We start from the raw sequence: 24,695 nt of genomic DNA on the forward strand, positions 1-24,695 counted from the left end.
GGGGACGCGTGGCGATCAAGTGGCGGAACCGGGCGTTGCCAGGGGTGGCACTGGCACTGCTGGCGTCCGGCTGCGTGGGCACGCCGGACGCCGGGTCGGGGCCGAGCGCCGCACCCTCCACGTCCGGGGCCCGGTCGCCCGTGGCGAAGGTGTGCGCCCAGCCTCAAGCCGGGCCGGCGAAGGCACCGGCGGGCGCGGTGACGGTCGACCCCGCGGTGGTCGGCGACCTGGCCGCGAAGACCCGGAGCAGCCCCCCGAACACCACGTTCTGGCTTCGGCCGGGCACCCACCGGCTCGATCCGGACCGCTACGCCCAGGTCGTCCCCAAGCAGGGAAACCGCTACCTCGGCGCGCCGGGCGCGGTGCTCGACGGGCAGCAGAAGAACCAGTACGCGTTCAGCGGTACCGCCCGCGACGTCACCATCCGCCGGCTGACCGTGCAGGGTTTCGTCGCGCCGCACGACGAGGGCGTGGTCAATCACGACTCGGCCGACGGGTGGGTGATCGAGCACGCGACGATCCAGCGCAACTCCGGTGCCGGGCTGATGGCCGGTGCCCGCCAGCGGGTCCGCGCCAGCTGCCTGCGCGGCAACGGGCAGTACGGCATGAACGCGTACAAGGACGGCGGCCGCATCAGCGGTCTGGTGGTCGAGGGCAACGAGATCGTGGGCAACAACACCGGCGACTGGGAGCGGCGGCGGGAGGGCTGCGGCTGCACGGGGGGCGTCAAGTTCTGGGCCGTCGACGGCGCCGACGTACGCGGAAACTGGGTGCACGACAACCGTGGCACCGGGTTGTGGGCGGACACCAACAACAACGACTTCCGCATCGAGGACAACGTGCTGGAGGCCAACGACGGTGCCGCGCTGATCTACGAGACCAGCTACAACGCCGTCATCCGGACGAACACGATCCGGCGGAACAACTGGGTCGAGGGCCGCAGGTACGCCGACCGCGGCGACAGCTTCCCGTTCGCGACCGTCTACCTCTCCGAATCCGGCGGCGAACCACGGGTCCGGGCCCGCACCGACAAGATCGAGGTCTACCGGAACCTGCTGGAGAACAACTGGTCCGGAATCACCCTGTGGGAGAACGCCGACCGGTTCTGCAACAGCCCGGCCAACACCTCGTCCGGCGACTGCACGTTGCTGGTGAAGAGCACCGGCCGCTGCGCCCGGCCGGCGATCGCCGAAGCCCCGCTCTACGCGGACTGCCGGTGGAAGACCCAGCGGGTGGACATCCACGCCAACCGCTTCGTGCTGGACAAGTCCGTCGTGGAGTGCACGGCGAAGTGCGACCGGATGGCGGTGCTCGCCAACTACGGTACCTACCCGGACTGGTCGCCGTACCAGGGTGAGCGGGTGGCCGAGGCGATCACCCTCGGGCAGCACAACCGCTGGCACGACAACGTCTACCTCGGCCCCTGGACGTTCGTCGCCCACGATCCCGGCCGGGTGCTCGACTTCGGGCAGTGGCAGGGCGCCCCGTACCGGCAGGACGCGGGCAGCACCCTCGACCCGCGGGCGGGTGGTTGAGGTGGGCGGGGACCTGCGGTGCGGTGGGCTGCCGGGCGGGCCGGACACGGCGGGCACGCAGCCCGGCGCCGCGGCGCGCCCGGCGGGCACACCGAGGGCGGCCGGGATCGTCTGGGGGCTGCTGATCCTCAACACGCTCGGCTCCGCGGGGGCGAAGACCATCATCCCGCTCCCCCGCTCCCTCATCCAGATCGTCACGATGGGCGCGCTGGTCGCCGCGTTCGTGCTGGCGCTCGTGCTCAATCTCCGGCTGCGCATCCGGGCCAGTGCCTTCCTGCTGCTGCTCACCCTGCTCCTCGTGCCGAGCGTGCTCTCCAGCCTGCAGTTGGAGTCCGGGCTCGGCGCGCTGTTCCGCTGCGCCCGGCTGGCTCTCTTCGTCGGCACGCTGTGGCTCCTCAGCCGCTGGTGGGACGGCAGCCCGACGTTCGTCCGGCACCACATCCGGATGTACTTCGCGGTGCTCGGGACGGTCGCCGCCGGCGCGGTCGTCTCACCGGGCGCGGCCATGCCCGATCTCTACGGCGGGCGGCTGGTCGGGGCGCTGTGGCCGCTCACCCCGCCGCAGATCGGACAGTACGCCGCGGTGATCATCGGGCTCACCGTGCTGCTCGTACTGGGCCGCCGGACCGGCCGGGCGGGCGCGGCGGCCGTCATCGTGCCGTCCCTCGTCCTGCTCGCGCTGACCCATACCCGGACGGCCACGCTCGGTCTGCTCATCGGGCTGGCGCTGGCGATCGGCTCGCTCGTCCTGACCAGCGCCGCCGCCCGCCGCTTCTTCACCTGGGCGGTGCTGTGCGCCGCGGTGGCCGCGGTGGGGTTCGCCTCCGCTCTGCGGGCGTGGTTCCTGCGCGGGCAGAGTCAGGAGTACCTCACCAGCCTCACCGGACGGGCCAACGTCTGGGACGCCCTGCTGGCGGCGCCCCGGACGGCCGCGAAGCAGTGGTTCGGCGTGGGTCTGGGCGACAAGTCGTTCGGCGGGCTGCCGATCGACAACAGCTGGCTGGCCGTCTACCACGAGCAGGGGCTGACCGGCGTCGCCCTGGTGGCGTCGATCGTCGTCGTGCTGGGCGGCGTCGCGTTGCTGCGGCCGCCGTCGTTGGCGAGGGCCTGCGCGATCTTCCTGATCAGTTACTGCGCGATCGCGTCGTACACCGAGGCCGGGCTGGGCGACGCCTCGCCGTATCTGCTGCATCTGGCCCTGGCCGCCGCGCTGCTGGTGGCGCCCGCCCCGGCCGCGCCCCTCTCGACCCCCGCAGTACCCCCACGACACATCCCGCGATGGGCCCGGGATCGGAGGTGACCTCGACCATGCACGGCATGCACGTGCTCGTAGTGCACAACCGCTACTCCTCGGCGCAGCCGAGCGGGGAGAACAAGGTCGTCGACCAGGAGGTGGCGCTGCTGCGCGCGGCAGGCCACCGGGTCGAGGTGTTCGAGCGGCGCAGCGACGACATCGCCGCCCGGTCCCTGCCGGGCAAGGCCGCGGTGCCGCTGCTGGTGCCGTGGAACCCGGCGGTCCGCGCGGAGCTCGCCGCGCGGCTTCGCGCCGAGCGCCCGGACGTGGTGCACATCCACAACGTCTTCCCGCTCCTGTCGCCCGCGGTGCTGGCGGCCTGCGCCGACGCCGGTGTGCCCGCCGTCGCCACGCTGCACAACTACGCCCAGGTCTGCCCGCCCGGCACGCTCCAGCGGGACGGCCGGCCGTGCGCCGAGTGCGTCGGGAGGGCGCCGCTGCCCGCCGTACGGCACGGCTGCTACCGCGGCTCCCGCCTGGCGACGGTGCCGCTCGCGGTCGGCCTGTCGGTCAACCGGCGTCGCTGGTGGTCGGGCGTCACCCGGTTCTTCTGCATCTCGGCGGCGCAGCGCGACGTCCTGGTGCGGGCCGGTATGCCGCCCGAGCGGCTGGCGGTGAAGCACAACTTCGTGCCCGACCCGGACGCCCGCCGGTCGGGCGCCGGTGAGCATCTGCTCTACCTCGGCCGGCTCGCGGAGGCCAAGGGCGTGCGGCTGCTCATGGCCGCGTGGGACGAGATCGCGGCGGGCGGCGGTGTGGGCGTGCCGCTCGTGATCGCCGGCGCGGGGCCGCTGGAGCGCGAGGTGAGCGCCTGGGCGGCGGGCCGGGACGACGTGCGGTACGTCGGCCTGTACGACCCGGCGCGGTGCCGGGAGGCCGTCGCGCGATCGGTCGCCGTGGTGGCTCCCTCGACGTGGCTGGAGGCGTTCGGCCTGGTGGTCGTGGAGGCGATGGCGGCGGGGGTCCCGGCCGTCGCCGCGGGGCACGGCGCCTTCGTCGAACTCGTCGAGGACGGCGTGACCGGGCTGCTGCACCGGCCGGGCGAGCCCGCCTCGCTCGCGTCCTGCCTGCGCCGGATCACGGCCGAACCGGCCCGCAACCGGGAGCTGGGCGAGGCGGCCCGGCGCCGTTACGAGCAGGGTTTCAGCCCGGCCGTCGGGCTGGAGCGCCTGGTGGACGGATACCGCACCGCGATCGCGGGTCGGTGCGGCGGCGGGGACGTCCCGCCGCCGTCAGAGGACGAAAGCACTGGCTCGCGGTGGGGGCACCGTGCGAGCAGAGATGGGGGAAGCAGATGACACGATGCCGACTCTGCGGCTCGGCGGCGCTGGCGAGCGTCGTCGACCTGGGGGCGACCCCGCCGTGCGAGAGCTTTCTCGCCGCGGACCAACTGGACCGGCCGGAGCCGACGTACCCGCTGCACCTGCGGGTATGCACCGACTGCTGGCTCGCGCAGATCCCGCCGCTGATCACGCCGGAGGAGACGTTCAGCGAGTACGCGTACTTCTCCTCCTACTCGACGTCCTGGGTGGAGCACGCGCGCGCGTTCGTCGCCGACGCCGTACAGCGGGTGGGGCTCGGCCCCGACGCCTTCGTGGCCGAGGTCGCGAGCAACGACGGCTATCTGCTGAAGCACGTGGTGGACCGCGGTATCCGCTGCCTCGGCATCGAGCCGTCGGTGAACGTCGGCGCCGCGGCGCGCGAGGCGGGTGTGCCCACGCTCACGGAGTTCCTGGACCCGGCCACGGGGTCGGCCGTCCGCGCCGAGCACGGCCCGGCGGACCTGGTCGTGGCCAACAACGTGTACGCGCACATCCCCGACGTGGCCGGGTTCACCCGGGGGCTGCGCGCCCTGGTCGCCGACGACGGCTGGGTCTCGATCGAGGTACAGCACCTGCTGACCCTGATCGAGGGGAACCAGTACGACACGATCTACCACGAGCACTTCCAGTACTACACGGTCGCGTCCGCGATCCGGGCCCTGGCGAGCGGCGGACTCGCGCTGGTGGACGTCGAGCTGCTACCCACGCACGGCGGCTCCGTCCGGCTGTGGGCCCGGCCGGCCGAGGTGGCCGGCGAGCCGTCCCGGCAGGTGGCCGATGTGCTGGAACGGGAGAAGGCCGCCGGGCTGCGGGAGTTGTCCGGGTACGCCGAGTTCTCCGTCCGGGTGGCCAAGGTGCGCCGGGACCTCCTCAAGTTCCTCGTCGAGGCGGCCGAGCGTGGCGAGACGGTCGTCGGCTACGGCGCCCCGGGCAAGGGCAACACCCTGCTCAACCACTGTGGCATCCGGCCCGATCTGCTCCCGTACACGGTCGACCGCAATCCCTACAAGCACGGCAGGTTCACCCCGGGCACCCGCATCCCGATCCTTTCGCCCGAGCGGATAGCCGCCGACCGACCGGACTATGTGCTGGTCCTGCCCTGGAATCTGCGGGCCGAGCTGACCGGGCAACTGTCCTTCGTGCACGCCTGGGGCGGCCGGCTGGTCTTTCCCATTCCGGAACTGAGCATTGTCGAGGTCAAGCCATGAAGGTCGTACTCTTCTGCGGCGGTTACGGGCTGCGTATGCGCGAGGGAGCGTTCGACGACGTACCCAAGCCGATGGCGATGGTCGGCCCGCGGCCGCTGATCTGGCATGTCATGCGCTACTACGCGTACTTCGGGCACACCGAGTTCATCCTGTGCCTCGGCTACGGGGCCCACCACATCAAGGACTTCTTCCTCACCTACGAAGAGACGGCGTCCAACGACTTCGTGCTGAACAACGGGCGGATCGAGCTGCTGTCCACCGACATCGCGGACTGGAACATCACGTTCGTACAGACCGGCATCGAGTCACCGATCGGGGAACGGCTGCGCCGGGTGCGCCACCATCTGGACGGCGACGAGATGTTCCTCGCCAATTACGCCGACGTGCTCACCGACGCCCCGCTGCCCGAGATGATCGACCGGTTCGCCCGGCGCGACGCCGGTGCGTCGATGATGGTGGTGCCGCCGCAGTCCTCGTTCCACTGCGTGGACCTGGGCGACGACGGGCTGGTGGGGGGCATCACCGCGGTGAGCGAACTGCCCCTGTGGGAGAACGGCGGCTACTTCGTGCTCCGCCAGGAGGTCTTCGACCACATCCCGGAGAACGGGGACCTGGTCGCCGACGGCTGCACCCAACTGGCCAAGCGCGGGCGGCTGGTGGCACACCAGCACCGCGGCTTCTGGAAGCCGACCGACACCGTGAAGGAGCGGGCCGCGCTCGACGCCGCGTACGCCCGGGGCGATCGCCCCTGGGCCGTGTGGGAGCGGGACGGCGCGGGGGCCGGAGCGACCGGCGGCAGGGCCGGCGCCGCGGCGGGGTCCGCGTGATCCGGCTCGGGGCCGGGCGCCCGGACCGGATCGTCGCGGTGGGCGCGCACTGCGACGACATCGCCATCGGCGCCGGCGGCACGCTGCTGACGATGTGCCTGGCGCACCCGGGTGTCCGCGTCGACGCGCTGGTGCTCTCCGGCGGCGGCAGCGAGCGGGAGCAGGAGGAGCAGGCCGCGCTCGCCGCCTTCTGCCCGGCCGCCGACCTGCGGCCGACCGTGCTCAAACTGCCGGACGGCCGACTGCCCGCCCACTGGGAGGAGGCCAAGGCCGCGGTCGAGGAGCTGCGCGAGCGGACCGAGCCCGACCTGATCCTCGCCCCGCGCACCGACGACGCGCACCAGGACCACCGCGGCCTGGCCCGGCTGATACCCACCGCGTTCCGCGACCACCTCGTGCTCGGCTACGAGATCGCCAAGTGGGACGGCGATCTCGGCCGTACGGCGGCGTACCAGCCGCTGTCGCCGGAGATCGCCGAGGAGAAGGTGCGGCTGCTGCAGGAGCACTACCCCTCGCAGCGGCACCGGCCCTGGTACGACCGGGAGGCCTTCCTCGGCCTCGCGCGGATTCGCGGCATCGAATGCCACGCGCGCTACGCCGAGGCGTTCGCCGTCACCAAACTCACGCTCGATCTCGGCACTTCGAATCTGGGGGACTGAACTGTGCGCGTACTGCTGACCGGACACCAGGGCTACCTGGGCACCGTGATGGCCCCGGTCCTCGCGGCCGCCGGGCACGAGGTCGTCGGTCTCGACGCCGGCCTGTTCGCCGACTGTGTGCTGGGCCCCCCGCCCGCGGACCCGGCGGGCCACCGGGTGGACCTGCGCGACGTCACGGCGGACCACGTGGCCGGGGTGGACGCCGTGATCCACCTGGCCGCGCTGTCCAACGACCCGCTGGGATCGCTGGCGCCGGAGCTCACCTACGACATCAACCACCACGCGTCCGTGCGGCTGGCCCGGCTGGCCCGCGACGCCGGGGTGCGGCGCTTCCTGTACGCGTCGACCTGCTCGGTGTACGGTGCCGCCGGCAGCGGCGAGCTGGTGACCGAGGACGCCCCGCTGCGGCCGGTGACGCCGTACGCGGAGTCCAAGGTGCGGGTGGAGGACGACCTGCACGCGCTGGCCGACGGCGACTTCACCCCGGTGTTCCTGCGCAACGCCACCGCCTTCGGCTACTCCCCCCGGCTGCGCGCCGACATCGTGCTGAACAACCTGGTCGGCCACGCGCTCCTGTCCGGCGAGGTGCTGGTGCTGTCCGACGGCACGCCCTGGCGCCCGCTGGTGCATGCCGCCGACATCGCGCGGGCCTTCGCGGCCGCGCTGACCGCGCCGCGGGAAGCGGTGCACGGCCGGGCGTTCAACATCGGCAGCGAGATCAACAACGTCACGGTCGCCGAGATCGCCGAGCAGGTCGCCGAGGCGGTGTCCGGTTCGAAGGTGGTGATCACCGGGGAGACCGGCGCCGACCCGCGGTCGTACCGGGTGGACTTCTCCCGGTTCCGCGCCGCGGCGGGTGGCTTCGACTGCGAGTGGACGGTGAAGCAGGGCGCACTCGAACTCGCCGACGCCTACCGCACGTTCGGGCTGACCCGGGAGGGCTTCGAGCAGCGCTTCACCCGGCTTGCCGTGCTGCGCGCGGCGTCCGACAGCGGCGCCGTCGACGACACGCTGCGGCGGCGCCGGTGAGCACGGCCGGCGGACAGCCGGTGGCCTCGGTCGGCAAGCGGATGCACGCGCTGGTGGAGCGGCTGTACCCGCTGTGCCGGAGCATCACCGGCGACGGGGTGCGCGCCACCCTGGACATCGTCGGCGAGTACATTCCGCTCAAGGTGCACGAGGTGCCGACCGGGACGCAGGTGCTCGACTGGACGGTGCCGCAGGAGTGGAACATCCGGGGCGCGTACATCGCCGATCCGGCCGGCAACCGGGTCGTCGACTTCGCCGCGTCCAGCCTGCACGTGCTCGGCTACAGCGTGCCGGTGTCGGCGACCATGCCACTGGCCGAGCTGCGCGGGCACCTGCACACCCTGCCGGACCATCCCACCTGGGTGCCGTACCGCACCAGCTACTACACGCCGCAATGGGGGTTCTGCCTCGCCCAGGAGACCCTGGACGCGCTGCCGGACGGCGAGTACGAGGTGTGTGTCGACTCCACACTCGCCGACGGCCACCTCACGTACGCCGAGCACGTCGTCCCCGGACAGGTCCGGGACGAAGTGATCGTCTCCTGTCACGTCTGCCACCCGTCGCTGGCCAACGACAACCTGGCGGGCATCGCCGTGGCGACGTTCCTGGCACGGGCGCTGGCACGGGAGACGCCGTACTACACCTACCGGTTCATCTACGCGCCCGGCACCATCGGGGCGGTCACCTGGCTGGCCCGCAACGCGGAGCGGATCGACCGGGTCAAGCACGGGCTGGTGCTGGCCTGCGCCGGCGACCCGGGGAACCTCACGTACAAGCAGAGCAGGCGCGGCGACGCGGAGATCGACCGGGTACTGCGGCACGTACTCAAAACCTCCGAACGCCCGCACCGCGTCGTCGAGTTCGCCCCCTACGGCTACGACGAGCGGCAGTACTGCTCCCCCGGTTTCGATCTCGGCGTGGGCTCGCTCAGCCGTACCCCGTACGCGGGCTATCCCGAGTACCACACCTCGGCGGACGACCCGGACTTCGTCTCCCCGGAGGCGATGGCCGACACGCTCGCCGTCTGCCGCGAGGCGTTCGGCGTGCTCGACCGCAACCGGCGGTACGTCAACCTCAGCCCCTACGGCGAACCACAGCTGGGCCGACGCGGGTTGTACGACTCGCTCGGCGGCCGCAGCGACGCGAAGCAGGCCCAGCTGGCCATGCTCTGGGTACTCAGCCTCTCCGACGGCGAGCACACCCTGCTGGACGTCGCCGAGCGGTCCGGGCTGCCGTTCGACACCGTCGCCGCCGCGGCCGATGCCCTGCACGGCGCCGCTCTGATCAAGGCATGAAGCCGATGACCGCCGGGGGGAAGAGGACGGCGACGGACCGGGCCGAAGGCGCCCGGCCGTCGGCGAAGCGGGCCATCGCGGGCCGGCTGTCCTGGGGACTGGCCGATCAGGCGGTCTGCAGCATGAACAACTTCGCGGTGGGGATCTACGTGGCCCGCTCGCTGGGGGTGACCGCTTTCGGCGTGTTCAGCCTGGCCTGGGTGACCTACGGCGTCGTGCTCAACGTCTCCCGCGGGCTGGCCACCGACCCGCTGATGGTGCGCTTCAGCGGCGTGTCGGCCGCCTCCTGGCGCGCAGCGGTGGCCCGCTGTTCGGGTACCGCGCTCGGCGTCGGCGCGGCGCTCGGCGCGGCGTGCCTGATGGTCGGGGCGGGTCTCGGCGGCCGCGTGGGGCCCGCGTTCGCCTGTCTCGGCGTCGTCCTTCCGGCGCTGCTGCTGCAGGACGCCTGGCGGTTCGCGTTCTTCGCCGCGGGCACCGGGCGGAAGGCGTTCGTCAATGACCTGGTGTGGGCCGTGGCGCTCGTCCCGGCCATGGTGCTGGCGGCCCGTGTGGACAGCGTCCCCGCCTTCGTGCTCGCCTGGGGCGCGTCCGCCGCCGTGCCCGCGGTGTACGGCTGCGTCCAGTCCCGCATCCGGCCCCGGCTGACCGGAGTGCGCGAGTGGCTTCGCGAGCACCGCGATCTCGGCTCCCGGTACCTGGTCGAGAACGTCAGCAACAGCGGCGCGAGCCAGCTTCGCGCATACGGGCTCGGCGCGATCGTCGGGGTCGGCGCGGTGGGTGTGGTCCGGGGCGCCGAGCTCCTGCTCGGCCCCTTCCTCGCGCTGCTGATGGGGCTGTCGCTGGTCACCGTCGCGGAGGCGGCACGGGTGCTGCGGCGGGCCCCGCACCGGCTGGGCCGGTTCTGCCTCCTGCTCGGCGGCGCGCAGGCCGCCGCCGCGCTGCTCTGGGGCGCGGCGCTGCTGCTGATGCCGGGCCGGTTCGGCGAGCTCGTGCTCGGCGACGTCTGGCACTCCTCCTCACAGCTCATCGTGCCGGTCACGCTCGGCGTCGCGGGCGCGGGGCTCGGCACCGGCGCGGCGGCCGGGCTCCGCGCACTCGCGGCGGCCCGCCGCAGCCTGCGCAGCCAGCTGATCGCCTCCGCCTGCTACGTCATCGGCGGGCTCGGCGGTGCCGCCGTGGCCGGTACGGCCGGCTCGGCCTGGGGCGTCGCCGCCGCGACCGTCGGCGGCTCGGCCGTGTGGTGGCTGCACCTGCGGTCCGCGCTGCGCGAGCGCCACCGCAACCCCATCCGCGAAGTGAGGACACCATGACCGACCGTCCCCGGCTGAGCATCGGCCTGCCCGTGTACAACGGCGAGGAGTACCTCGCCGAAGCGCTCGACGCCCTGCTCGGCCAGACCTACGAGGATTTTGAGCTGGTCGTCTCCGACAACGCCTCGACCGACGGGACGCAGGACATCTGCCGCCGGTACGAGGCGGCGGACTCGCGCGTCAGATACATCCGGCTGCCGCGCAACATCGGCGCCGCGCCGAACCACAACCACGTGTTCACCCAGTGCCGCGGCGAGCTGTTCAAGTGGGCCTCGCACGACGACCTGTACGCCCGGGACCTGCTGCGGCGCTGCGTCCAGGCGCTGGACGAACGGCCGGACGTCATCCTCGCGCACTCCGGTCAGGCGGTCATCGACGGCGACGGCCAGGTGAAGGTCCCGTACGCGTACGGGCTCGCCACCGACTCCCCGCACGCGCCGGAGCGCTTTCGCAGCCTGCTGTTCGAGCCCGGCGGCGACGACTTCTACGGAGTGATGCGGGCCGACGTGCTGCGCCGGGTGAAGCCGCACGACAGCTACCACCACGCGGACCGCACGTTCGTCGCCGAGATCACCCTGCACGGGCCCTTCCACCAGGTACCGGAGCTGCTGTACTTCCGCCGCGACCACCCCACCCGCGCCGAGCGGGCCAACCCCGGCAAGCGCGCCAGGTGCGTCAACCTGGACCCGCGCCGGGCAGGCCCGCTGCACCCGACGCCCCGCCTGCTCGCCGAGTACGTCTGGGGCTTCGTCGCGGCGGTCCGGCGGGCGCCGTTGTCCCCGGCCGACCGGCGCGCGTGCTACCGCCACCTGGCCGCATGGCTGACCAGCCGGGCCCGGCCGGGCGCCGGTGAGCGGGTCGAGGACCGGGCTCCGGTCGACCCGGCCGGGCTCACGGTCTCCGTGGACGCCCTCGTGGCGGGACGAGAGGGGCGGCAGGCATGACGTCCGCCAGGAGGCCTCCCGTGCGCGTCGGGGTGTTCGGCCTGCTCGGCTCCGGCAATCTCGGCAACGACGGGTCGCTCGAAGCCGTGCTCGGGTACCTCCGCGCCGAGCACGCGGAGGCGGTCGTGGACGCGCTGTGCGGCGGACCCGAGGCCGTCGCGGCCCGGTACCGGATTCCCGCGACGCGGCTGCACTGGTACCGCGGGGAGTACCGGACCGCCTCGCGCGCGGGCGCGATCGCGGCGAAGGGCCTGGGGAAGATCCTCGACGTCTTCCGCACCGCCGCCTGGGTGCGCCGGCACGACGTGGTGATCGTGCCGGGCATGGGCGTCCTGGAGGCCACGCTGCCGCTGCGACCGTGGGGCTTCCCGTACTCGCTCTTCCTGCTCTGCGCGACCGGCCGCCTGTTCCGCACCCGGGTCGCGCTGGTCGGCGTGGGCGCCGCTCCGATCCGCGACCGGCCGACCCGGGCCCTGGTGCGCTGGTCGGCGCGACTGGCCGCGTACCGGTCGTACCGGGACGAGCTGTCCCGCGACGCGATGCGGGAGATGGGCGTGGACACCGCACGCGACGAGGTCGGTCCGGACCTCGCGTTCGCCCTGCCGGCGCCGCCGCCAGGACCGGCCGGCCGGGTCTGCGTAGGGGTCATGGACTTCCACGGAGGCAACGACGACCGCGCCAGGGCCGGCGAGATCCACCGCCGCTACCTCGAAGGAACGATCCGCTTCGTGCGCGCACTGGTCGAGGACGGCAGACAGGTCCGCCTGCTCAAAGGCGACCACTGCGATACGACGGTGGTCGCCGCGATCCTCGAAGCGGTGGACTCGCCGCTGGTCACGGCCGCCGAAGTGGCCACCCTGGCCGATCTGATGAAGGAGGCGGCGGCGGCCGACGCCGTGGTGGCCACCCGCTACCACAACCTGATCTGCGCGCTGAAGGCCGGCACGCCCACCCTGGCGCTCAGCTATGCGGCGAAGAGCGACGCGCTCATGGCGAGGATGGGCCTCGGCGCGTACTGCCACCCGGCCCGCGAGATCGACGCCGACCGGCTGCTGGAGCAGTTCCGGGAGCTGGAGAAGCGATCGGCGGAGCTGCGCCGGACCCTCACCGAGCGGAACCAGGAAACCGCGCGGCAACTCACCCACCAGTTCACCGCCTTGAGCCACACCCTGTTCAAAGCGACCGCCCGGCAGGAGACCCCGTGAAAGCGACCGAAGTCCCGGCGATCGCCGGCGCCTACCTCTTCGAGCCGACCCCGTACGCCGACGAGCGCGGCTTCTTCTGCCGCACCTTCGACGCGGACGTGGTCCGCTCGGTGGGCCTGGACCCGGACGCCTTCGTCCAGGACAGCCTGTCCCGCTCGGTCCGGGGCGTGCTGCGCGGCCTGCACCTGCGCTCGGGCGCGGGCGAGGCCAAGCTGGTGCGCTGCTCGTACGGACGGATCTTCGACGTCGTCGTGGACCTGCGGACGGACTCACCGACGTACCGCAGTGTGGCCACGTTCGAGCTGTCCGGCGAGACGCAGACGACGCTGTACGTCCCGGCGGGATGCGCGCACGGCTTCCAGGCGCTCACCGAGACCGCCGACACCTCGTACCGCATCGACCGTCCGCACGATCCGGCCGAGGATGTGACGATCGCCTTCGACGACCCGGAGCTCGCCATCGACTGGCCGCTCGCGCCCACAACGATGTCCGAGCGGGACCGGAAGGCTCCGGGTCTCGCCGAGGCCCTGAAGCGGAAAGAGAGCTGAACCCGGCGTGGACACCGACCAGTTCCGGCTGCCCCGGTCGCGGAAAGCGAACGAGCGGCTGCACGCCATGGTCCCCGGAGGCGCGCACACGTACGCCAAGGGCGACGACCAGTACCCCGAGAACCTGGCCCCGGTCATCAGCCACGGCCGCGGTGCCCATGTGTGGGACGTCGACGGCAACCGCTACATCGAGTACGGGTCGGGGCTGCGGTCGGTCAGCCTCGGCCACGCCCACCCCCGCGTGATCGAGGCGGTACGGCGGGAACTCGGCCGCGGCAGCAACTTCGTGCGGCCGTCGATCGTGGAGGTCGAGGCCGCGGAACGCTTCCTGGCCACGGTGCCGACCGCCGAGATGGTGAAGTTCGCCAAGAACGGCTCCGACGCCACGACCGCCGCGGTGCGCCTGGCCCGCGCCGCCACCGGGCGCCCGCGGGTGGCCGTCTGCGCCGATCATCCGTTCTTCTCCGTCGACGACTGGTTCATCGGCACCACGCCGATGCCGGCCGGTGTCCCGGCGGCGACCACCGACCTCACCGTGGCGTTCCCCTACGGGGACCTGGCCGCGGCGGATGAGCTGCTCACCCGGTACCGGGACGAGGTCGCCTGCCTGATCCTCGAACCCGCCACCCACACCGAGCCCCCGCCCGGATATCTGGAGGGCCTGCGCGAACTGGCCGACCGGCACGGCTGCGTCCTGGTCTTCGACGAGATGATCACCGGCTTCCGCTGGTCCGAGGCGGGTGCCCAGGGCCTGTACGGCGTCGTCCCCGACCTCTCCACGTTCGGCAAGGCGCTGGGCAACGGCTTCGCCGTCTCCGCGCTGGCCGGGCGCCGCGACCTGATGGAGCGGGGCGGGCTGCGTCACTCCGGCGACCGGGTGTTCCTGCTGTCCACCACCCATGGCGCGGAGACGCACTCGCTGGCAGCCGCGATGGCCGTGCAGACCACCTATGTGGAGGAGGGCGTCACCGCGCGGCTGCACGCCCTCGGCGAGCGCCTGGCCGCCGGGGTCCGCGACGCCGCGGCGGGCCTGGGTGTCGGCGAGCATCTCGTCGTCCGGGGCCGGGCCAGCAACCTGGTCTTCGCCACCCTCGACGAGAACCGGCGTCCGTCGCAGGAGTACCGCACCCTGTTCCTGCGCCGGCTCCTCGCGGGCGGGGTGCTCGCCCCGTCGTTCGTGGTGAGCAGCGCGCTCGACGACGCCGACATCGATCGCACCGTCGAGGTGGTGGCCCAGGCATGTGCGGTGTACCGGAAGGCACTGGACGCTGCCGACCCCACCCCCTGGCTGGCCGGACGACCGGTGAAGCCCGTATTCCGCCGATTGGCGTGAGGCGGCCTTTCGTGACGTGACGTGACGTGACGTGACGTCAGCTACGTTCCCGGCGACCGGTATCGGCCGTCCGGTCGGCACGCCGGTCGGCCACCCGGTCGACCAGCCACGCGGTCGCCGGTATCACCGCCAGCGCGGTGCACCAGCCGCCGAGGACATCGGTCGGGTAGTGCGCGCCCAGAGCGACCTGCGCCCAGCCCATGGCCGCGCCGGCAACCAGCGCCGCGGCGAGCACCAGTGACGCGCCGGCCGTCCGGCCGAGGCCGGGCCGGCCGGTCGCGAGCAGCGCCACCACGAGGGCGAGCGCGGTGACGAAGGCGGTGTGCCCGCTCGGGTAGGACAGGTTGCCGCCGTGGATGGTGCGTCCCACCAGGGACTTGAGCAGCGTCGCCGTGCCCACGGTGGCGCCGGCCCCGACGACGACGAGGACCGCCGCGCGAGGGGACCGAAGCAGCAGACAGCCGATCACGGCGAGCACCACCAGCGTCGCCGCTCCGGCGGGCTCCCCCAGGAAGTCCATGGCCAGGGCCACCCGCCGCCACGGCGGCCGCACGCTGTCCGCCGTCGGCGGGACGATCCACCGGTCCACCGTGCCGGGCTCGCCGTGACCGGCGTACAGGACCCCGAGCACGACAACCATCAGTGTGGCGAGGGCCGCGGTCAGCCCGGCCCACGCGCGCAGCCATGGGGGCAGCACCGTAGGCGTCACCCGCCCACCGCGCCCGGTCGGCCCGCGGTCGCCCGCCGGGACCGGTCGGCCGTGTGGCGAACCCTGACTTCTCGCGGCGGGGCGAAGGGGCGGATCTTCATCCCGTCGCGTCCGCTTCCGGCTCGCCTCCACGGCGTCCCTCCCCCAGAGCGCACGCCCACAACGACGTGCCCACATTGTGCCCTGCGGCCGCAGGGCACTCGGCCTGAACGGTCACGTACGACACCACGACGGGCATCTCATTCCCCACCCCCGCCCCCCCATGTCAGGAGTTTGACATGAAGGCGGGCCACGCCTACGTTGATGTCAATGTCCTGACGCCAAGGGGGCCGGGGAGCGATCACGCACGCCCGGACGCAGGCATGAACGGCCCCTTCCCCACCAACCGCTTCGCCCGCCCCACACACCCCACCCCGGAGCCAGCCACCATGCGCACCACCCCCACCACCACCATCTCCACCGACGCCGACCTGGTCACCCTGGTGAACGTCTTCACCGTCGACCCGCGACGGCAGACCGATCTCGTCGACGCCCTCGACCGGGCGACCCGCGACGTATTCCTGACCGTGCCCGGCTTCGTCTCCGCGAACCTGCACGTCAGTCTGGACGGCCGCCGCGTCGTCAACTACGCGCAGTGGGCCGGTGAGCAGCAGTACAAGGAAGCGCTGCAGCGCCCCGACGTCCGCGAACACCTCACCGAGGCGGCGGCGATCGCGGAGGCCTACGACCCGACGCTCGTCCGGGTCCGTTCGATCCACCACCCCGACGGGCAGCAGGCATGAGCCCCCAACGGCCGCCGGCCGGCCGCACCGCCCTGGTCACCGGCGGCAACCGGGGAATCGGCGCGGCCTGCGCCCGCACCCTCGCCGCCATGGGCGCCACCGTGATCGCGACCTACCGCAGCGCCCGCGCGGAGGCCGACCGGCTGGTACGCGACCTCCAGGCGGAGCACCAGGTCCCCGCCCACGCACTCCCGTTCGACCTGACCGCCCCCGAAACGGCCCCCGAGAGCACCGGGGGACTGCTCGAATCCGTCGCCCGGCTCACCACCGGAATCGACATCCTCGTCGCCAACGCCGCCGCGCCCTACCCGCACGCCCCCCTCCTCGAACTGCCGGCGCAGCAGCTGGCCACCAAGGTCGGCCAGGACATCGCCGCCACGCACCGGCTGGTCACGGCCGTGGCCCCGGGCATGCTCGAACGGGACTACGGCCGGATGATCCTGATCGGTTCGCTCCACGCCGAAGGCCCCTCCGCTCCGGGAATGACCGCGAACGGCGTCACCAAGGCCGCGCTGGCCGCCTACGCCCGCTACGCCGCCGACGAGCTCACCGGGCCGGGCGTCACCGTCAACGTCATCCACCCCGGCTACGTCGCCACCGACGCCGGCAGCCATCTCCCGCCCGCGATCCCGACCATGCTGGCCGCACTAACCCCCAGCGGCCGAACCGGGACCCCCGACGACATCGCCGGCGCGATCGCGATGCTCACCCGCGACGAGGCGGCGTTCCTCAACGGCGCCTGCATACCCGTCACCGGCGGCCTGAACCAGCCGGTCCCCTTCCGCCGTCTGCGGCCTGGGAGCTGACCGCACGCCACGACCGGCGAGGACGCCGATCCCCTGCCCGCCGCGCCCCCGCCGCCCACCGGAGCGGCGAGGGCGCGGCGTTGTGCTTCCGCGCGGGCGATCCCCGGGCTCGAATAACGGTTTGGGCACTCGACGTGCGCCGGGTTAAGTTACTCCGCCTGTAGACCTATTTATGATGGAAAGACGGTATGGGTAAGTATAAGTGGGGTGCGGTTTCCGCCGTGCTCACGATCGGTGTGCTCGCCGGCTGCTCGTCCACTCCTGCCAAGGACGGCGACACGGCCAAGCAGGCATCCCCCTCTGCCTCTGCCTCTGCCTCGGCCGCGGCCTCGGCGGATGCGGCGAAGAAGGACGAGAAGGCGGCGCCTGGCTCGGGCGACGCCTGGAAGAAGGGCGCCCGGGTCGGAAACGCCGGAACGCCCTGCGAACTGCCGGTGTCGTTCGACGTGGCGAAGATGTGGCAGCCCAAGGGTCTCGCGCCGGAAAGCGGAAAGCTGCTCGGCGAGTTCCTGGGCCACAAGTCGGTCAGGGGTGCCTGCGAGATCGACGCCAAACCGGCGGGCAACATCGGCTTCATCCGTGTGTGGACCGCGGACCCGACGAAGAAGTCGCCGCGTGCGGTGCTGGAGGAATTCACCAGCGAGCAGCCGAGGGTCATCAAGCGGGAATTCAGCGACACCAAGGCCGGGGACCTGGCCGCCGCGGAGGTCGTCTACACGACGAACAGCCCGCTGAAGGACGAGCCTCAGCAGGAACGGGCGTTCGCGGTGGTGACGCCGAAGGGCGCGACCGTCGTCCACCTGGGCGGGTTCGACAACACCGAGCACAAGGAGATGCTCCCGGCGTACGAGAGGGCCAAGAAGTCGGTGGCCCCGGTCTCCTGAGCCGCAGGCCGGCCGGGGCTCCGGCGACGACGGGGGGACGTCGGCGGCGGCCGGGCAGTCTTCAGGCCGGGGGCCCGCCGGTGAGGACGTCGAGGATTCGGTCGGCGGCCGACTCCGCAGTGGTCCCGCCGTAGTTGTCGATGACGAGGTCGGGAGCGACGGGGAACTCCGCCCGGGTGTCGACGCCCACTACATCGGTGAGAGTGCCGCCGGGCGGGGCTCCCGCGCCACCCGGGCCACCGTCCGTAGCTCCGCCCGAGCCCCCTTCCGAGCCGTAGAACGCCGCGCGCCCCTCGCGGGTGCGCAGCTCGTCCATCGGCACCCGCAGCCACACCTCCGTATAGCCGGAGGTGTGCGCGCGGTTCCAGTCGTGCACCTCGTGGAAGAGGGAGACCGTGGCGACGATGACGAACTGTGACTGGCCCGCCAGCTCGTTGGCCAGTTCGGCGTAGAACTTCGCCAGTCGGCGGCGGTCGCCTGCCTCGTAGCCCAGCCGCACCGGCAGGATCGCGCGCAGCCGGTCGCCGTCGAGCAGGACGGGGCGCTCGCCGGACGCGGTCAGCCGGTCCGCGACCAGCCGGGCCACCGTGCTCTTGCCCGCGCCGGACAGGCCGGTGATCCACAGGACGCCTTGCTTCATGTGCCCCGTTGTCCTCATGTGCCCGTTGTCCTGACGCATCCGTTCTCCTGATCCGGTTCTCCCGCCGTGGGCCCCGCCCCGCGGGCGGTCTCGGAGGCCTCGGCGGTCTCGGCGTCCAGCGCCCGGAGTACGTCGAGGCCGACGTCGATGTCCGAGGGGTGGTCGAACTCGCACCACGGTCCGACGGCGGGCACCGTCGCGACCTCCAACAAGCGCGCCCGCACCACGTGACGGAGCAGTCCGGTCATGTCGAGCGCTGCCACGGCCGGGTCGGCGGACCGGGCCCGTTCGATCGCCGCCCAGGCGGTGGGTGTCATGCGGAGCAGTCCCATGTACTGCCCCTGGATCTCCTCGACGCGCCCCGCGCGCCCCCCGATGTCCAGCAGCCGCCCGGCGTCGTCCCGGACGAAGGTCTCCGCGTCGTCCAGCGGGTCGGCGAAGCGGCGGCTCCACAGGGCGTGCCAGTGCGGATCGTAGGAGATGGCCAGCTCGGCGTCGGAGGCGGCCAGGGCGCGGGCGGTGTGCGGGCCGTAGACGATGTCGCCGTAGGAGACCAGGGTCGGCTCCTGGGCCAGCCAGCTCTCCGCCGCGGCGAGCGAGGCGGCCATCGTGGTCCGTTCCCAGTCGGGGTTGAGGAAGACCGGCAGCCCGGTGGAGGCGAACGCCTCGGCGTGCCAGCCCGCGACCACGCCGACGCGGCGGGCACCGGCTGCGCGCAGGGCGTCCACCTGGCGCGCCAGCAGGGTGCGTCCGCCGATCTCCACCAGGCATTTGGGGCGGTCGGCGGTGAAGGGCCGCAGCCGCGAGCCCCGCCCGGCGGCCAGGACGATCGCTCTCATGTCCGTTCTCCTCCCAGGACCCGGCGCAGCGTGCGGAGGTCCAGCGGGTCGGGTTCGGCTTCTCTTTCGGGGTGCCACATGATCCCTTCGACGCGGGCGTGCCGGTGGCGTACGGCCTCGACGGTCCCGTCGCAGGTGGCGGTGGCGAGCAGGGGCGGTGGCGCGGCGAGCGCCGCCATTCGGTGGTAGCTGTTGACGGTGCGGATGGCCCCGCCCTCGGTGCGGATGGCATGGCGCGTGGCCACATGGCCGTCCACGGGGACCAGTTCGGCGCCGTAGGACCGCAGGATGATCTGCGTGCCGCGGCATACCCCGAGCACGGGGAGGTCGCGGTCCACGGCCCAGGCCAGCAGCGCCTGTTCGGTCCGGTCGCGTTCGGGGGTCGGTCCGCCGTACTCGGCGAGGTCGTCGCCTCCGGTGAGCAGGAGGCCGCGCAGGCCGGCCGCGCGGGCGGTGTGCAGGGCGAGCCGGGGGTCGTTGGGCAGGGGTACGGGGGTCAGCCCGCAGGCGTGCAGCAGGGGGAACCAGCGCACGTCCAGGGCGTAGCGCCGCTCGCCGAACTCGTTGGGCGGCAGGCTGCGTTGGGAGATGCCGATCAGTGTCATGGCAGGGCCGCCAGCATCCCGCAGGCGGCGTCGAGGTCCAGCGCCCCGGCCTGGGCCAACTGGCGGAACTGGGCCTCGCCGACTCCGATGACGGAGGGGATGTCCAGTTCCAGCGCCCGGATCGCCATGTGGGAGTTGGCACCGCCGAAGGCCGTGACCAGACCGGCGATGCCACGGGCGAAGAGCCAGTCGTAGCCCGGGTCGGCGCCGGCGATCAGGGCGATGGCGCCCTCCGGCGGGTCCCCGGCGTCGATGTCGGCCACCCGTGCCAGCACCCGGCCCTGGGTGACGAAATTGGGCTGGGCCTGCGGGACCACGAAGCCGAGGGCGTCCGACGGCGCGGTGACCAGCGGCGGCAGCGCGATCGTCCGGCTGACCGCGTAGGCGGTGCGTCCCCGGTCCGCGGCCGTGGTCAGGGCACGGCGGTCCGCGACGGGGTCGCCGCTCAGCGCGGCGACGGCCGGGAAAGGCACGTACGACATGGTCTCGGCGTCCAGGCCGTGGCGCTCGCCCAGCAGCCGGATGTCGGTGAGCACGTCGCTGAGCTGCGCGGTGAACGCGAATTTTCCCTGTTCCCGGCCGCGGACGGTGGCGCCGATGAACTCCAGCAGCCGGTCCGGGGTGAAGGAGAAGCCCTCGCGGGCGATGAGCCGTTCGATGTGGCCGAGCTGGGCCGCCGAGGGTTCGAACCTCGGCCGGTCGGCTGTGGTTGGAGGGTGGCGGCGGCCTGTCGGGGGGTGGTGGCCGTCGCCGGGGGCGTCCGTGGGCCCGTGGCGGTGCCGGGACCAGTCGAAGTAGCGGTCGGGCGCCTCGTCGTAGCGGGGCGAGAGGATGTCGTACGTTCCCGGGCGCAGGTGTCCGTACTTCTTGAGGAAGTCCTCCCGGTCCCGGCCCCTGAAGTCCCGCTGCAACACACCGGCGACCAGGTCGAGGCCGCTGATGAAGGCGGCCTTCTCGGCGGGTGTGAAGACGTTCTCGGCGACGAGGTCCGCCAGCAGTTCGGTGGCGATGAACGCCGCCCTGGCCAGCGCGGCGAACGGCAGCGTCCCCCGTTCCGCGCACAGGTCCAGACGCGCGGCGAGCGCGGGCCCGCAGCAGCCCGGACGGCTGCCGTCGGCACACCGGGGTGCGTGTCGGAGGGCCGCCGGTGGTGCGTCGAGCAGCGCCAGGTCCTCCTCCCACAGGTCGCCGGTGACCAGCTCGTCGGTCAGGCGGTGCAGGCTGCCCGCGAGGGCGGTGCGCTCCGGCTCGTCGAAGCCCGCCGCCGCCAGCTCGGCCAGCCGCTCGCCGGTGCGGAAGCCGTGCGCGGAGAGCACGATCCGCGACTCCAGCTTGTCGTGCAGGTGCGGTGCGGCCACCAGCCGGTCGAGCCAGTGGTCGGCCAGCCGCGCGGCGAGGCCGGTGGGCACGTCGCGCGGGATGAAGGAGGTGACACTCGCTCGTACGTCGATGTAGGCCAGGCCCGCGAAGTCCACGAGCACCGGGACGCCGCGCAGGTCGCGGTAGCCGTAGCGGTGCCGGGCCCGCGCCCAGACCGAGTCGGTGATCAGCCGCCGGTACAGCGACAGCGCCAGCGGGCGCGGCCGCAGCCCGATCATCTCGGCCGGGTTCCAGTCGGGCATCACCCCGAACACCGGCCGCTCGCCCAGCACCCGAGGGGCGGCGCGACCGGCTTGGGCGATCCGGTCCGCCACCGCCGACAGCGTCGCGCGGTGCGCGTGCGGCGGCACCGTTCCGGTGCTCGCGGCCACCGGCCGGGCCTGGAGCAGGATCAGCTCTCCGGTCGTGGTCTGGGCGAACTCGATGTCCAGCCGGGGTTCGCCGGTCAGCTCGGTCAGTTGCGCCAGCAGCCGCCACACGGCGGCCACCAGCGGGCAGGGCGCCTGGACGGCGGAGTCGTAAGCGGCGCCGTAGGAGATGTGCAGGCCCGGTGAGCGACGGCCGCCGGTGACGGTGTCGGTGCGCTCGTCCTCGCTCCAGTTCACCACCGTGTACGGGGCGCCGCTGCTCGGATCGCAGGAGCAGGCGACGCCGCTGAGGCGGGTGTGGGTCAGCTCGGGCTGGATCAGCACCTGGTTTCCGGGCCGCCAGGTGTCGTAGGACGCGAAGACCTCGTCGACGGCCGCCGCGAGCTCGGCCCTGCCTCGCCGCCCGGACAGCGAGCAGAACCGGCCCGCCTGCGACCCCGCCGCCGTGTCCTCGCTCAGTGCACTGCTGCGCACGATCAGCGGCCCGGCGGCCCACGCGTGGGCCAGCACGCCGTCCAGCAGCTGCTGGCGGCAGGCCTGCCACCGTCCGAGCGAGAAGTACGCCAGGGGCAGCACCCGCGCGCTGGTCACCAGCGGGGCCAGCCGCTCCAGGGTTTCGGCCTTGGTCCCGAGCCGGACCGTCGCGGGGCCGAGGCCGGTACCGGGGTGGGCGTCGGAGTGGGGCCCGGGGCGGGCCCCGGAGCCGGCCCGGGGGCGGGCGCCGGGAGCGGTCATCGTCCCGCGCCGTCGCCGAGCCGCGCGATCCACACCCGGGTGACGTACGGGACGGCGATGCGGTCGGTGCCCTCGGCGCGCACCAGGGCGCGGATGCCGTCGACTATCGCGCCGAAGGCGTCACCCGCCTGTTCGCCGAGGGTGGCGTGCGAGGCCCAGGCATCGCACCAGGCGTCGGCCGGCAGGTGGAAGGTCTTACGGCCGGACAGCTTGACCGGCGAGGTGAACAGCCCGCTCTCCTCGATGACGGCGCTCTGGTCGGTGCGGCGTATCCCGTACCCGTAGCCGGGCACGTGGTGGTGGATCAGTTGCTCGATGCGGGCCTGGAGGGGGTCTTCGAGGTCGCGGTGGTTCCACAGGCAGGCGAAGAACCCGCCGGGCATCAGCAGCCGGGCCGTCTCCTTCAGGGCACTGGGGCGGTCCGTACGGTCGAAGGACGAGCCGAAGGTCACCAGCCGGTAGCCCTCCGAGGGACGGCCGGAGCTCTCCCCCGTGCCCTCGTACCAGGTGACGCCGGGAAAGGGGGCGGTGCGCCGCTCGCCGAGGGCGCGCATCGCGGCGGTCGGTTCGACGGCGTCGACACGCAGCCCGAACTCCAGCAGCGGCTCGGTCAGATGGCCCGATCCCGCGCCGATGTCGCATACCGGGTCACCGGGGGCGACGCCGCTGGTGCGCAGCATGGCCTGGATGACGTCCGGTACGTATTCCGGGCGCTCCTTGTAGGTCATGGCATACGGGCTGTAGTCGAACCAAGTGGTCGTGCTCATGGGCTTCTCCAGGGGGACGGAAGGGTCGCGGAGCGCCGGGGGGAGGTGTGCCGGAAGCGGCGTCAGGTGAGGGCGTAGCCGAACAGGGCGGCCGTTTCGGTCAGCCCCGGCTCCCGGAACCGGGCGGCCAGCCGCTCGTCGCCGTACCACTCCCGCCACTCGCCGACCTTGCCGCGCCGCATGATGCGGGGCCCGTCGGCCCCGGTGGCGTCGTGGACGGCGGACACCTTCTCCTCGTGGGCGCGCATGCGGTCATACGAACTGCGGCCGGTGGCACGGGCGATCGCCTCCGGCGTCCGGGTCACGCCGAACGCCGTGAGCAGGGCGGCCGTCGCGGCCTCGGGGTCGGCCTTCAGGTCCTCGAACCGGACCACGGCGCTGCGGCGGAAGCCGGGCAGCGCCGTGTGCCAGCTGCGGCAGAAACCGGTCCAGCCCTCGACCGGCGGCTCCTCGTTGATGCCGACGTCGTCGAGGAACTCGGCGAACGTCCCCTGCCCCTTGAGCCGATCCGGCAGGAGCCTGGGCGCGAAACGGTTGAAGAACTTGTACGAGGAGTACACGGCGTCCCGCGGATCGCGGACCAGCAGCACGGCGCCGCCCAGCCGGTCGTGGTCGAAGTGCTCGGGGTAGAGGTGGTTTCTGAAGAACCGCGGTTCGTCCTCGGCCGCCGCGTCGCCGGCGAGCTGCCCGTGGTCGCGGGCGGCGGTGGCGGCCAGCCGGTGCCGGAAGTCCACCAGGTCCCCCACCACCGCGGTCGTGCCGTCCGCCTTGACCTCTTCGGTGTACGGATCGACGTACCCCAGGCCGAGTTCGATGAGGATGTTGCCCAGGAGCGCGGAGCCGGAGGCCGGGTAGCCCGCGATCACGACGTCCCGTTCGTCCAGGCGCGCGGCGTTGCGCCGGTGCCGCTGGAAGAGATTCTGCGGTTGCGCGTCGGTCATGTCGTTCCCTTCGTCGCTGTGTATCGGGAGTGCGGTGCGGTGGTGGCCGCACGTCGCGCCAACGGACACCGGGTCGGCGCGGTGCGCCGAGGACGGCCGCGGCGGTCTGCGGAGCGGGGCGCGACGACGGCCCGCACCCGGCCGGAGGGCGCGGGAAGGTGGCGGAAGACTTACGGCGAGGTGGGCAGCGGGCGGCTTACAGCGGTCCCGGCCCGGCCGATCAGTCGGACTTGCCGGCGACCAGCAGTGCGTTGACACCTGCCGGCACCGCGGTGAACAGGCCCTCACGCCCCGGGTATTGCCGCTCCTCGGCGAGCCGGATGAAAGCTCCGGGGCAACGCGACGCGGTACTGGCGAGGAATTGCCGGGCCTGGTCACTATTGCCGTACGTCGCCGCGCCATAACGCTGCGCCGTCTCCCCCGGCGCGCCGGAACTCCCGTTGCCTGAACGGTGATCCAGCAATCCTGGGGATACCCACGCGGTGAGCGGCGCGTGGGCCGGCCGCGCCGCGTGACCGGGCGCCTGCGCGGTGTCCTCGGCGGTCAGCGGGCCCTGCGGGGCGGTTTCGGCGCGTCGCCCGGAGCCGACGGAACCGGCGGAGTCGACAGGGCCGACGGGGTTATCTGCGTCCTTGACCGGTAATCCCACGCGCCGCCCCCACATGCTCCACGGAAAATGTCGGTACGAGGGCGATCTTAAGCACACCGGCACCGTAAGTCCAAGAATGCG

At 72.8% G+C, this 24,695-nt stretch carries 24 protein-coding genes; 16 read left to right on the plus strand and 8 right to left on the minus strand.

Features of this window, described 5'->3' with window-relative positions; all coding sequences use genetic code 11:
- Window positions 1-8 precede the first annotated feature (8 nt).
- The 13 genes from ACFV57_RS25930 to ACFV57_RS25990 are packed head-to-tail and all read left to right on the plus strand — an operon-like array spanning window position 9 to window position 14,509.
- The gene (locus ACFV57_RS25930; protein ID WP_385236943.1) at window positions 9-1,535 is read left to right on the plus strand and encodes a right-handed parallel beta-helix repeat-containing protein; all 1,527 of its coding nucleotides are present in this window, start codon (window positions 9-11) and stop codon (window positions 1,533-1,535) included.
- Window position 1,536: 1 nt separating this feature from the next.
- Window positions 1,537-2,835: an O-antigen ligase domain-containing protein gene (locus tag ACFV57_RS25935; protein ID WP_385236946.1), complete on the plus strand. Its 1,299-nt coding sequence runs from the start codon at window positions 1,537-1,539 to the stop codon at window positions 2,833-2,835.
- A 17-nt stretch (window positions 2,836-2,852) separates the two neighbouring features.
- On the plus strand, window positions 2,853-4,127 hold the full coding sequence (locus ACFV57_RS25940) for a glycosyltransferase (RefSeq protein ID WP_385236949.1): 1,275 nt from the start codon (window positions 2,853-2,855) through the stop codon (window positions 4,125-4,127).
- The gene (locus ACFV57_RS25945; protein ID WP_385236952.1) at window positions 4,124-5,359 is read left to right on the plus strand and encodes a class I SAM-dependent methyltransferase; all 1,236 of its coding nucleotides are present in this window, start codon (window positions 4,124-4,126) and stop codon (window positions 5,357-5,359) included. The genes ACFV57_RS25940 and ACFV57_RS25945 overlap by 4 nt, the downstream gene beginning before the upstream one ends.
- Window positions 5,356-6,186: a glucose-1-phosphate cytidylyltransferase gene (locus tag ACFV57_RS25950; RefSeq protein ID WP_385236955.1), complete on the plus strand. Its 831-nt coding sequence runs from the start codon at window positions 5,356-5,358 to the stop codon at window positions 6,184-6,186. Before ACFV57_RS25945 ends, ACFV57_RS25950 begins: the two co-directional genes overlap by 4 nt.
- Complete coding sequence (locus ACFV57_RS25955; protein ID WP_385236958.1) at window positions 6,183-6,845, plus strand: PIG-L deacetylase family protein; 663 nt, start codon at window positions 6,183-6,185, stop codon at window positions 6,843-6,845. Before ACFV57_RS25950 ends, ACFV57_RS25955 begins: the two co-directional genes overlap by 4 nt.
- Window positions 6,846-6,848: 3 nt before the next feature.
- A complete protein-coding gene (locus tag ACFV57_RS25960; RefSeq protein ID WP_385236961.1) occupies window positions 6,849-7,874 on the plus strand; it encodes an NAD-dependent epimerase/dehydratase family protein in 1,026 nt (341 codons plus the stop codon).
- Window positions 7,875-7,915: 41 nt separating this feature from the next.
- A complete protein-coding gene (locus ACFV57_RS25965; protein ID WP_385237174.1) occupies window positions 7,916-9,169 on the plus strand; it encodes a DUF4910 domain-containing protein in 1,254 nt (417 codons plus the stop codon).
- Window positions 9,166-10,479 carry a hypothetical protein gene (locus ACFV57_RS25970; protein WP_385236964.1) on the plus strand — a complete coding sequence of 438 codons (1,314 nt, stop codon included), beginning with the start codon at window positions 9,166-9,168 and terminating at the stop codon, window positions 10,477-10,479. The genes ACFV57_RS25965 and ACFV57_RS25970 overlap by 4 nt, the downstream gene beginning before the upstream one ends.
- Window positions 10,476-11,423 (plus strand): glycosyltransferase family 2 protein, encoded by a 948-nt coding sequence (locus ACFV57_RS25975; RefSeq protein ID WP_385236967.1) that lies wholly within the window; start codon window positions 10,476-10,478, stop codon window positions 11,421-11,423. The genes ACFV57_RS25970 and ACFV57_RS25975 overlap by 4 nt, the downstream gene beginning before the upstream one ends.
- Window positions 11,420-12,628 carry a polysaccharide pyruvyl transferase family protein gene (locus tag ACFV57_RS25980; protein ID WP_385236970.1) on the plus strand — a complete coding sequence of 403 codons (1,209 nt, stop codon included), beginning with the start codon at window positions 11,420-11,422 and terminating at the stop codon, window positions 12,626-12,628. Before ACFV57_RS25975 ends, ACFV57_RS25980 begins: the two co-directional genes overlap by 4 nt.
- On the plus strand, window positions 12,625-13,176 hold the full coding sequence (gene rfbC, locus ACFV57_RS25985) for a dTDP-4-dehydrorhamnose 3,5-epimerase (protein ID WP_385236973.1): 552 nt from the start codon (window positions 12,625-12,627) through the stop codon (window positions 13,174-13,176). Before ACFV57_RS25980 ends, rfbC begins: the two co-directional genes overlap by 4 nt.
- Window positions 13,177-13,183: 7 nt before the next feature.
- A complete protein-coding gene (locus tag ACFV57_RS25990) occupies window positions 13,184-14,509 on the plus strand; it encodes a glutamate-1-semialdehyde 2,1-aminomutase (RefSeq protein WP_385236976.1) in 1,326 nt (441 codons plus the stop codon).
- Window positions 14,510-14,546: 37 nt separating this feature from the next.
- On the opposite strand, the gene ACFV57_RS25995 is transcribed toward ACFV57_RS25990, so the two are convergent.
- On the minus strand, window positions 14,547-15,218 hold the full coding sequence (locus ACFV57_RS25995; protein WP_385236979.1) for a phosphatase PAP2 family protein: 672 nt from the start codon (window positions 15,216-15,218) through the stop codon (window positions 14,547-14,549).
- A 362-nt stretch (window positions 15,219-15,580) separates the two neighbouring features.
- Here ACFV57_RS25995 and ACFV57_RS26000 point away from each other — a divergent pair, with 362 nt between their 5' ends.
- From ACFV57_RS26000 to ACFV57_RS26010, 3 genes are all read left to right on the plus strand, one after another.
- Window positions 15,581-16,000 (plus strand): antibiotic biosynthesis monooxygenase family protein, encoded by a 420-nt coding sequence (locus ACFV57_RS26000; protein ID WP_385236982.1) that lies wholly within the window; start codon window positions 15,581-15,583, stop codon window positions 15,998-16,000.
- The gene (locus tag ACFV57_RS26005) at window positions 15,997-16,806 is read left to right on the plus strand and encodes an SDR family NAD(P)-dependent oxidoreductase (protein WP_385236985.1); all 810 of its coding nucleotides are present in this window, start codon (window positions 15,997-15,999) and stop codon (window positions 16,804-16,806) included. The genes ACFV57_RS26000 and ACFV57_RS26005 overlap by 4 nt, the downstream gene beginning before the upstream one ends.
- Before the next feature lie 188 nt (window positions 16,807-16,994).
- The gene (locus tag ACFV57_RS26010) at window positions 16,995-17,690 is read left to right on the plus strand and encodes a lipoprotein (RefSeq protein WP_385236988.1); all 696 of its coding nucleotides are present in this window, start codon (window positions 16,995-16,997) and stop codon (window positions 17,688-17,690) included.
- A gap of 61 nt (window positions 17,691-17,751) precedes the next feature.
- Here ACFV57_RS26010 and ACFV57_RS26015 read toward each other — a convergent pair whose 3' ends face one another.
- The 7 genes from ACFV57_RS26015 to ACFV57_RS26045 all read right to left on the minus strand — a co-directional run bounded on the left by ACFV57_RS26015 (window position 17,752) and on the right by ACFV57_RS26045 (window position 24,614).
- Window positions 17,752-18,330, minus strand: a complete 579-nt coding sequence (locus ACFV57_RS26015; RefSeq protein ID WP_385236991.1) for an adenylyl-sulfate kinase — start codon at window positions 18,328-18,330, stop codon at window positions 17,752-17,754.
- Window positions 18,331-18,344: 14 nt separating this feature from the next.
- Window positions 18,345-19,169 carry an NTP transferase domain-containing protein gene (locus tag ACFV57_RS26020; RefSeq protein WP_385236994.1) on the minus strand — a complete coding sequence of 275 codons (825 nt, stop codon included), beginning with the start codon at window positions 19,167-19,169 and terminating at the stop codon, window positions 18,345-18,347.
- Entirely contained in the window at window positions 19,166-19,774 is a 609-nt protein-coding gene (locus ACFV57_RS26025; protein WP_385236997.1) for a gamma-glutamyl-gamma-aminobutyrate hydrolase family protein, read from the minus strand. Before ACFV57_RS26025 ends, ACFV57_RS26020 begins: the two co-directional genes overlap by 4 nt.
- On the minus strand, window positions 19,771-22,257 hold the full coding sequence (locus ACFV57_RS26030) for a PEP-utilizing enzyme (protein ID WP_385236999.1): 2,487 nt from the start codon (window positions 22,255-22,257) through the stop codon (window positions 19,771-19,773). Before ACFV57_RS26030 ends, ACFV57_RS26025 begins: the two co-directional genes overlap by 4 nt.
- The gene (locus ACFV57_RS26035) at window positions 22,254-23,024 is read right to left on the minus strand and encodes a class I SAM-dependent methyltransferase (protein ID WP_385237002.1); all 771 of its coding nucleotides are present in this window, start codon (window positions 23,022-23,024) and stop codon (window positions 22,254-22,256) included. The genes ACFV57_RS26030 and ACFV57_RS26035 overlap by 4 nt, the downstream gene beginning before the upstream one ends.
- Window positions 23,025-23,086: 62 nt before the next feature.
- A complete protein-coding gene (locus ACFV57_RS26040; RefSeq protein ID WP_385237005.1) occupies window positions 23,087-23,965 on the minus strand; it encodes a sulfotransferase domain-containing protein in 879 nt (292 codons plus the stop codon).
- 220 nt (window positions 23,966-24,185) lie between these two features.
- Window positions 24,186-24,614 (minus strand): hypothetical protein, encoded by a 429-nt coding sequence (locus ACFV57_RS26045; protein ID WP_385237008.1) that lies wholly within the window; start codon window positions 24,612-24,614, stop codon window positions 24,186-24,188.
- Window positions 24,615-24,695: the final 81 nt, after the last annotated feature.

This window comes from Streptomyces sp. NPDC059788, assembly GCF_042732265.1.
GTDB lineage: Bacteria > Actinomycetota > Actinomycetes > Streptomycetales > Streptomycetaceae > Streptomyces.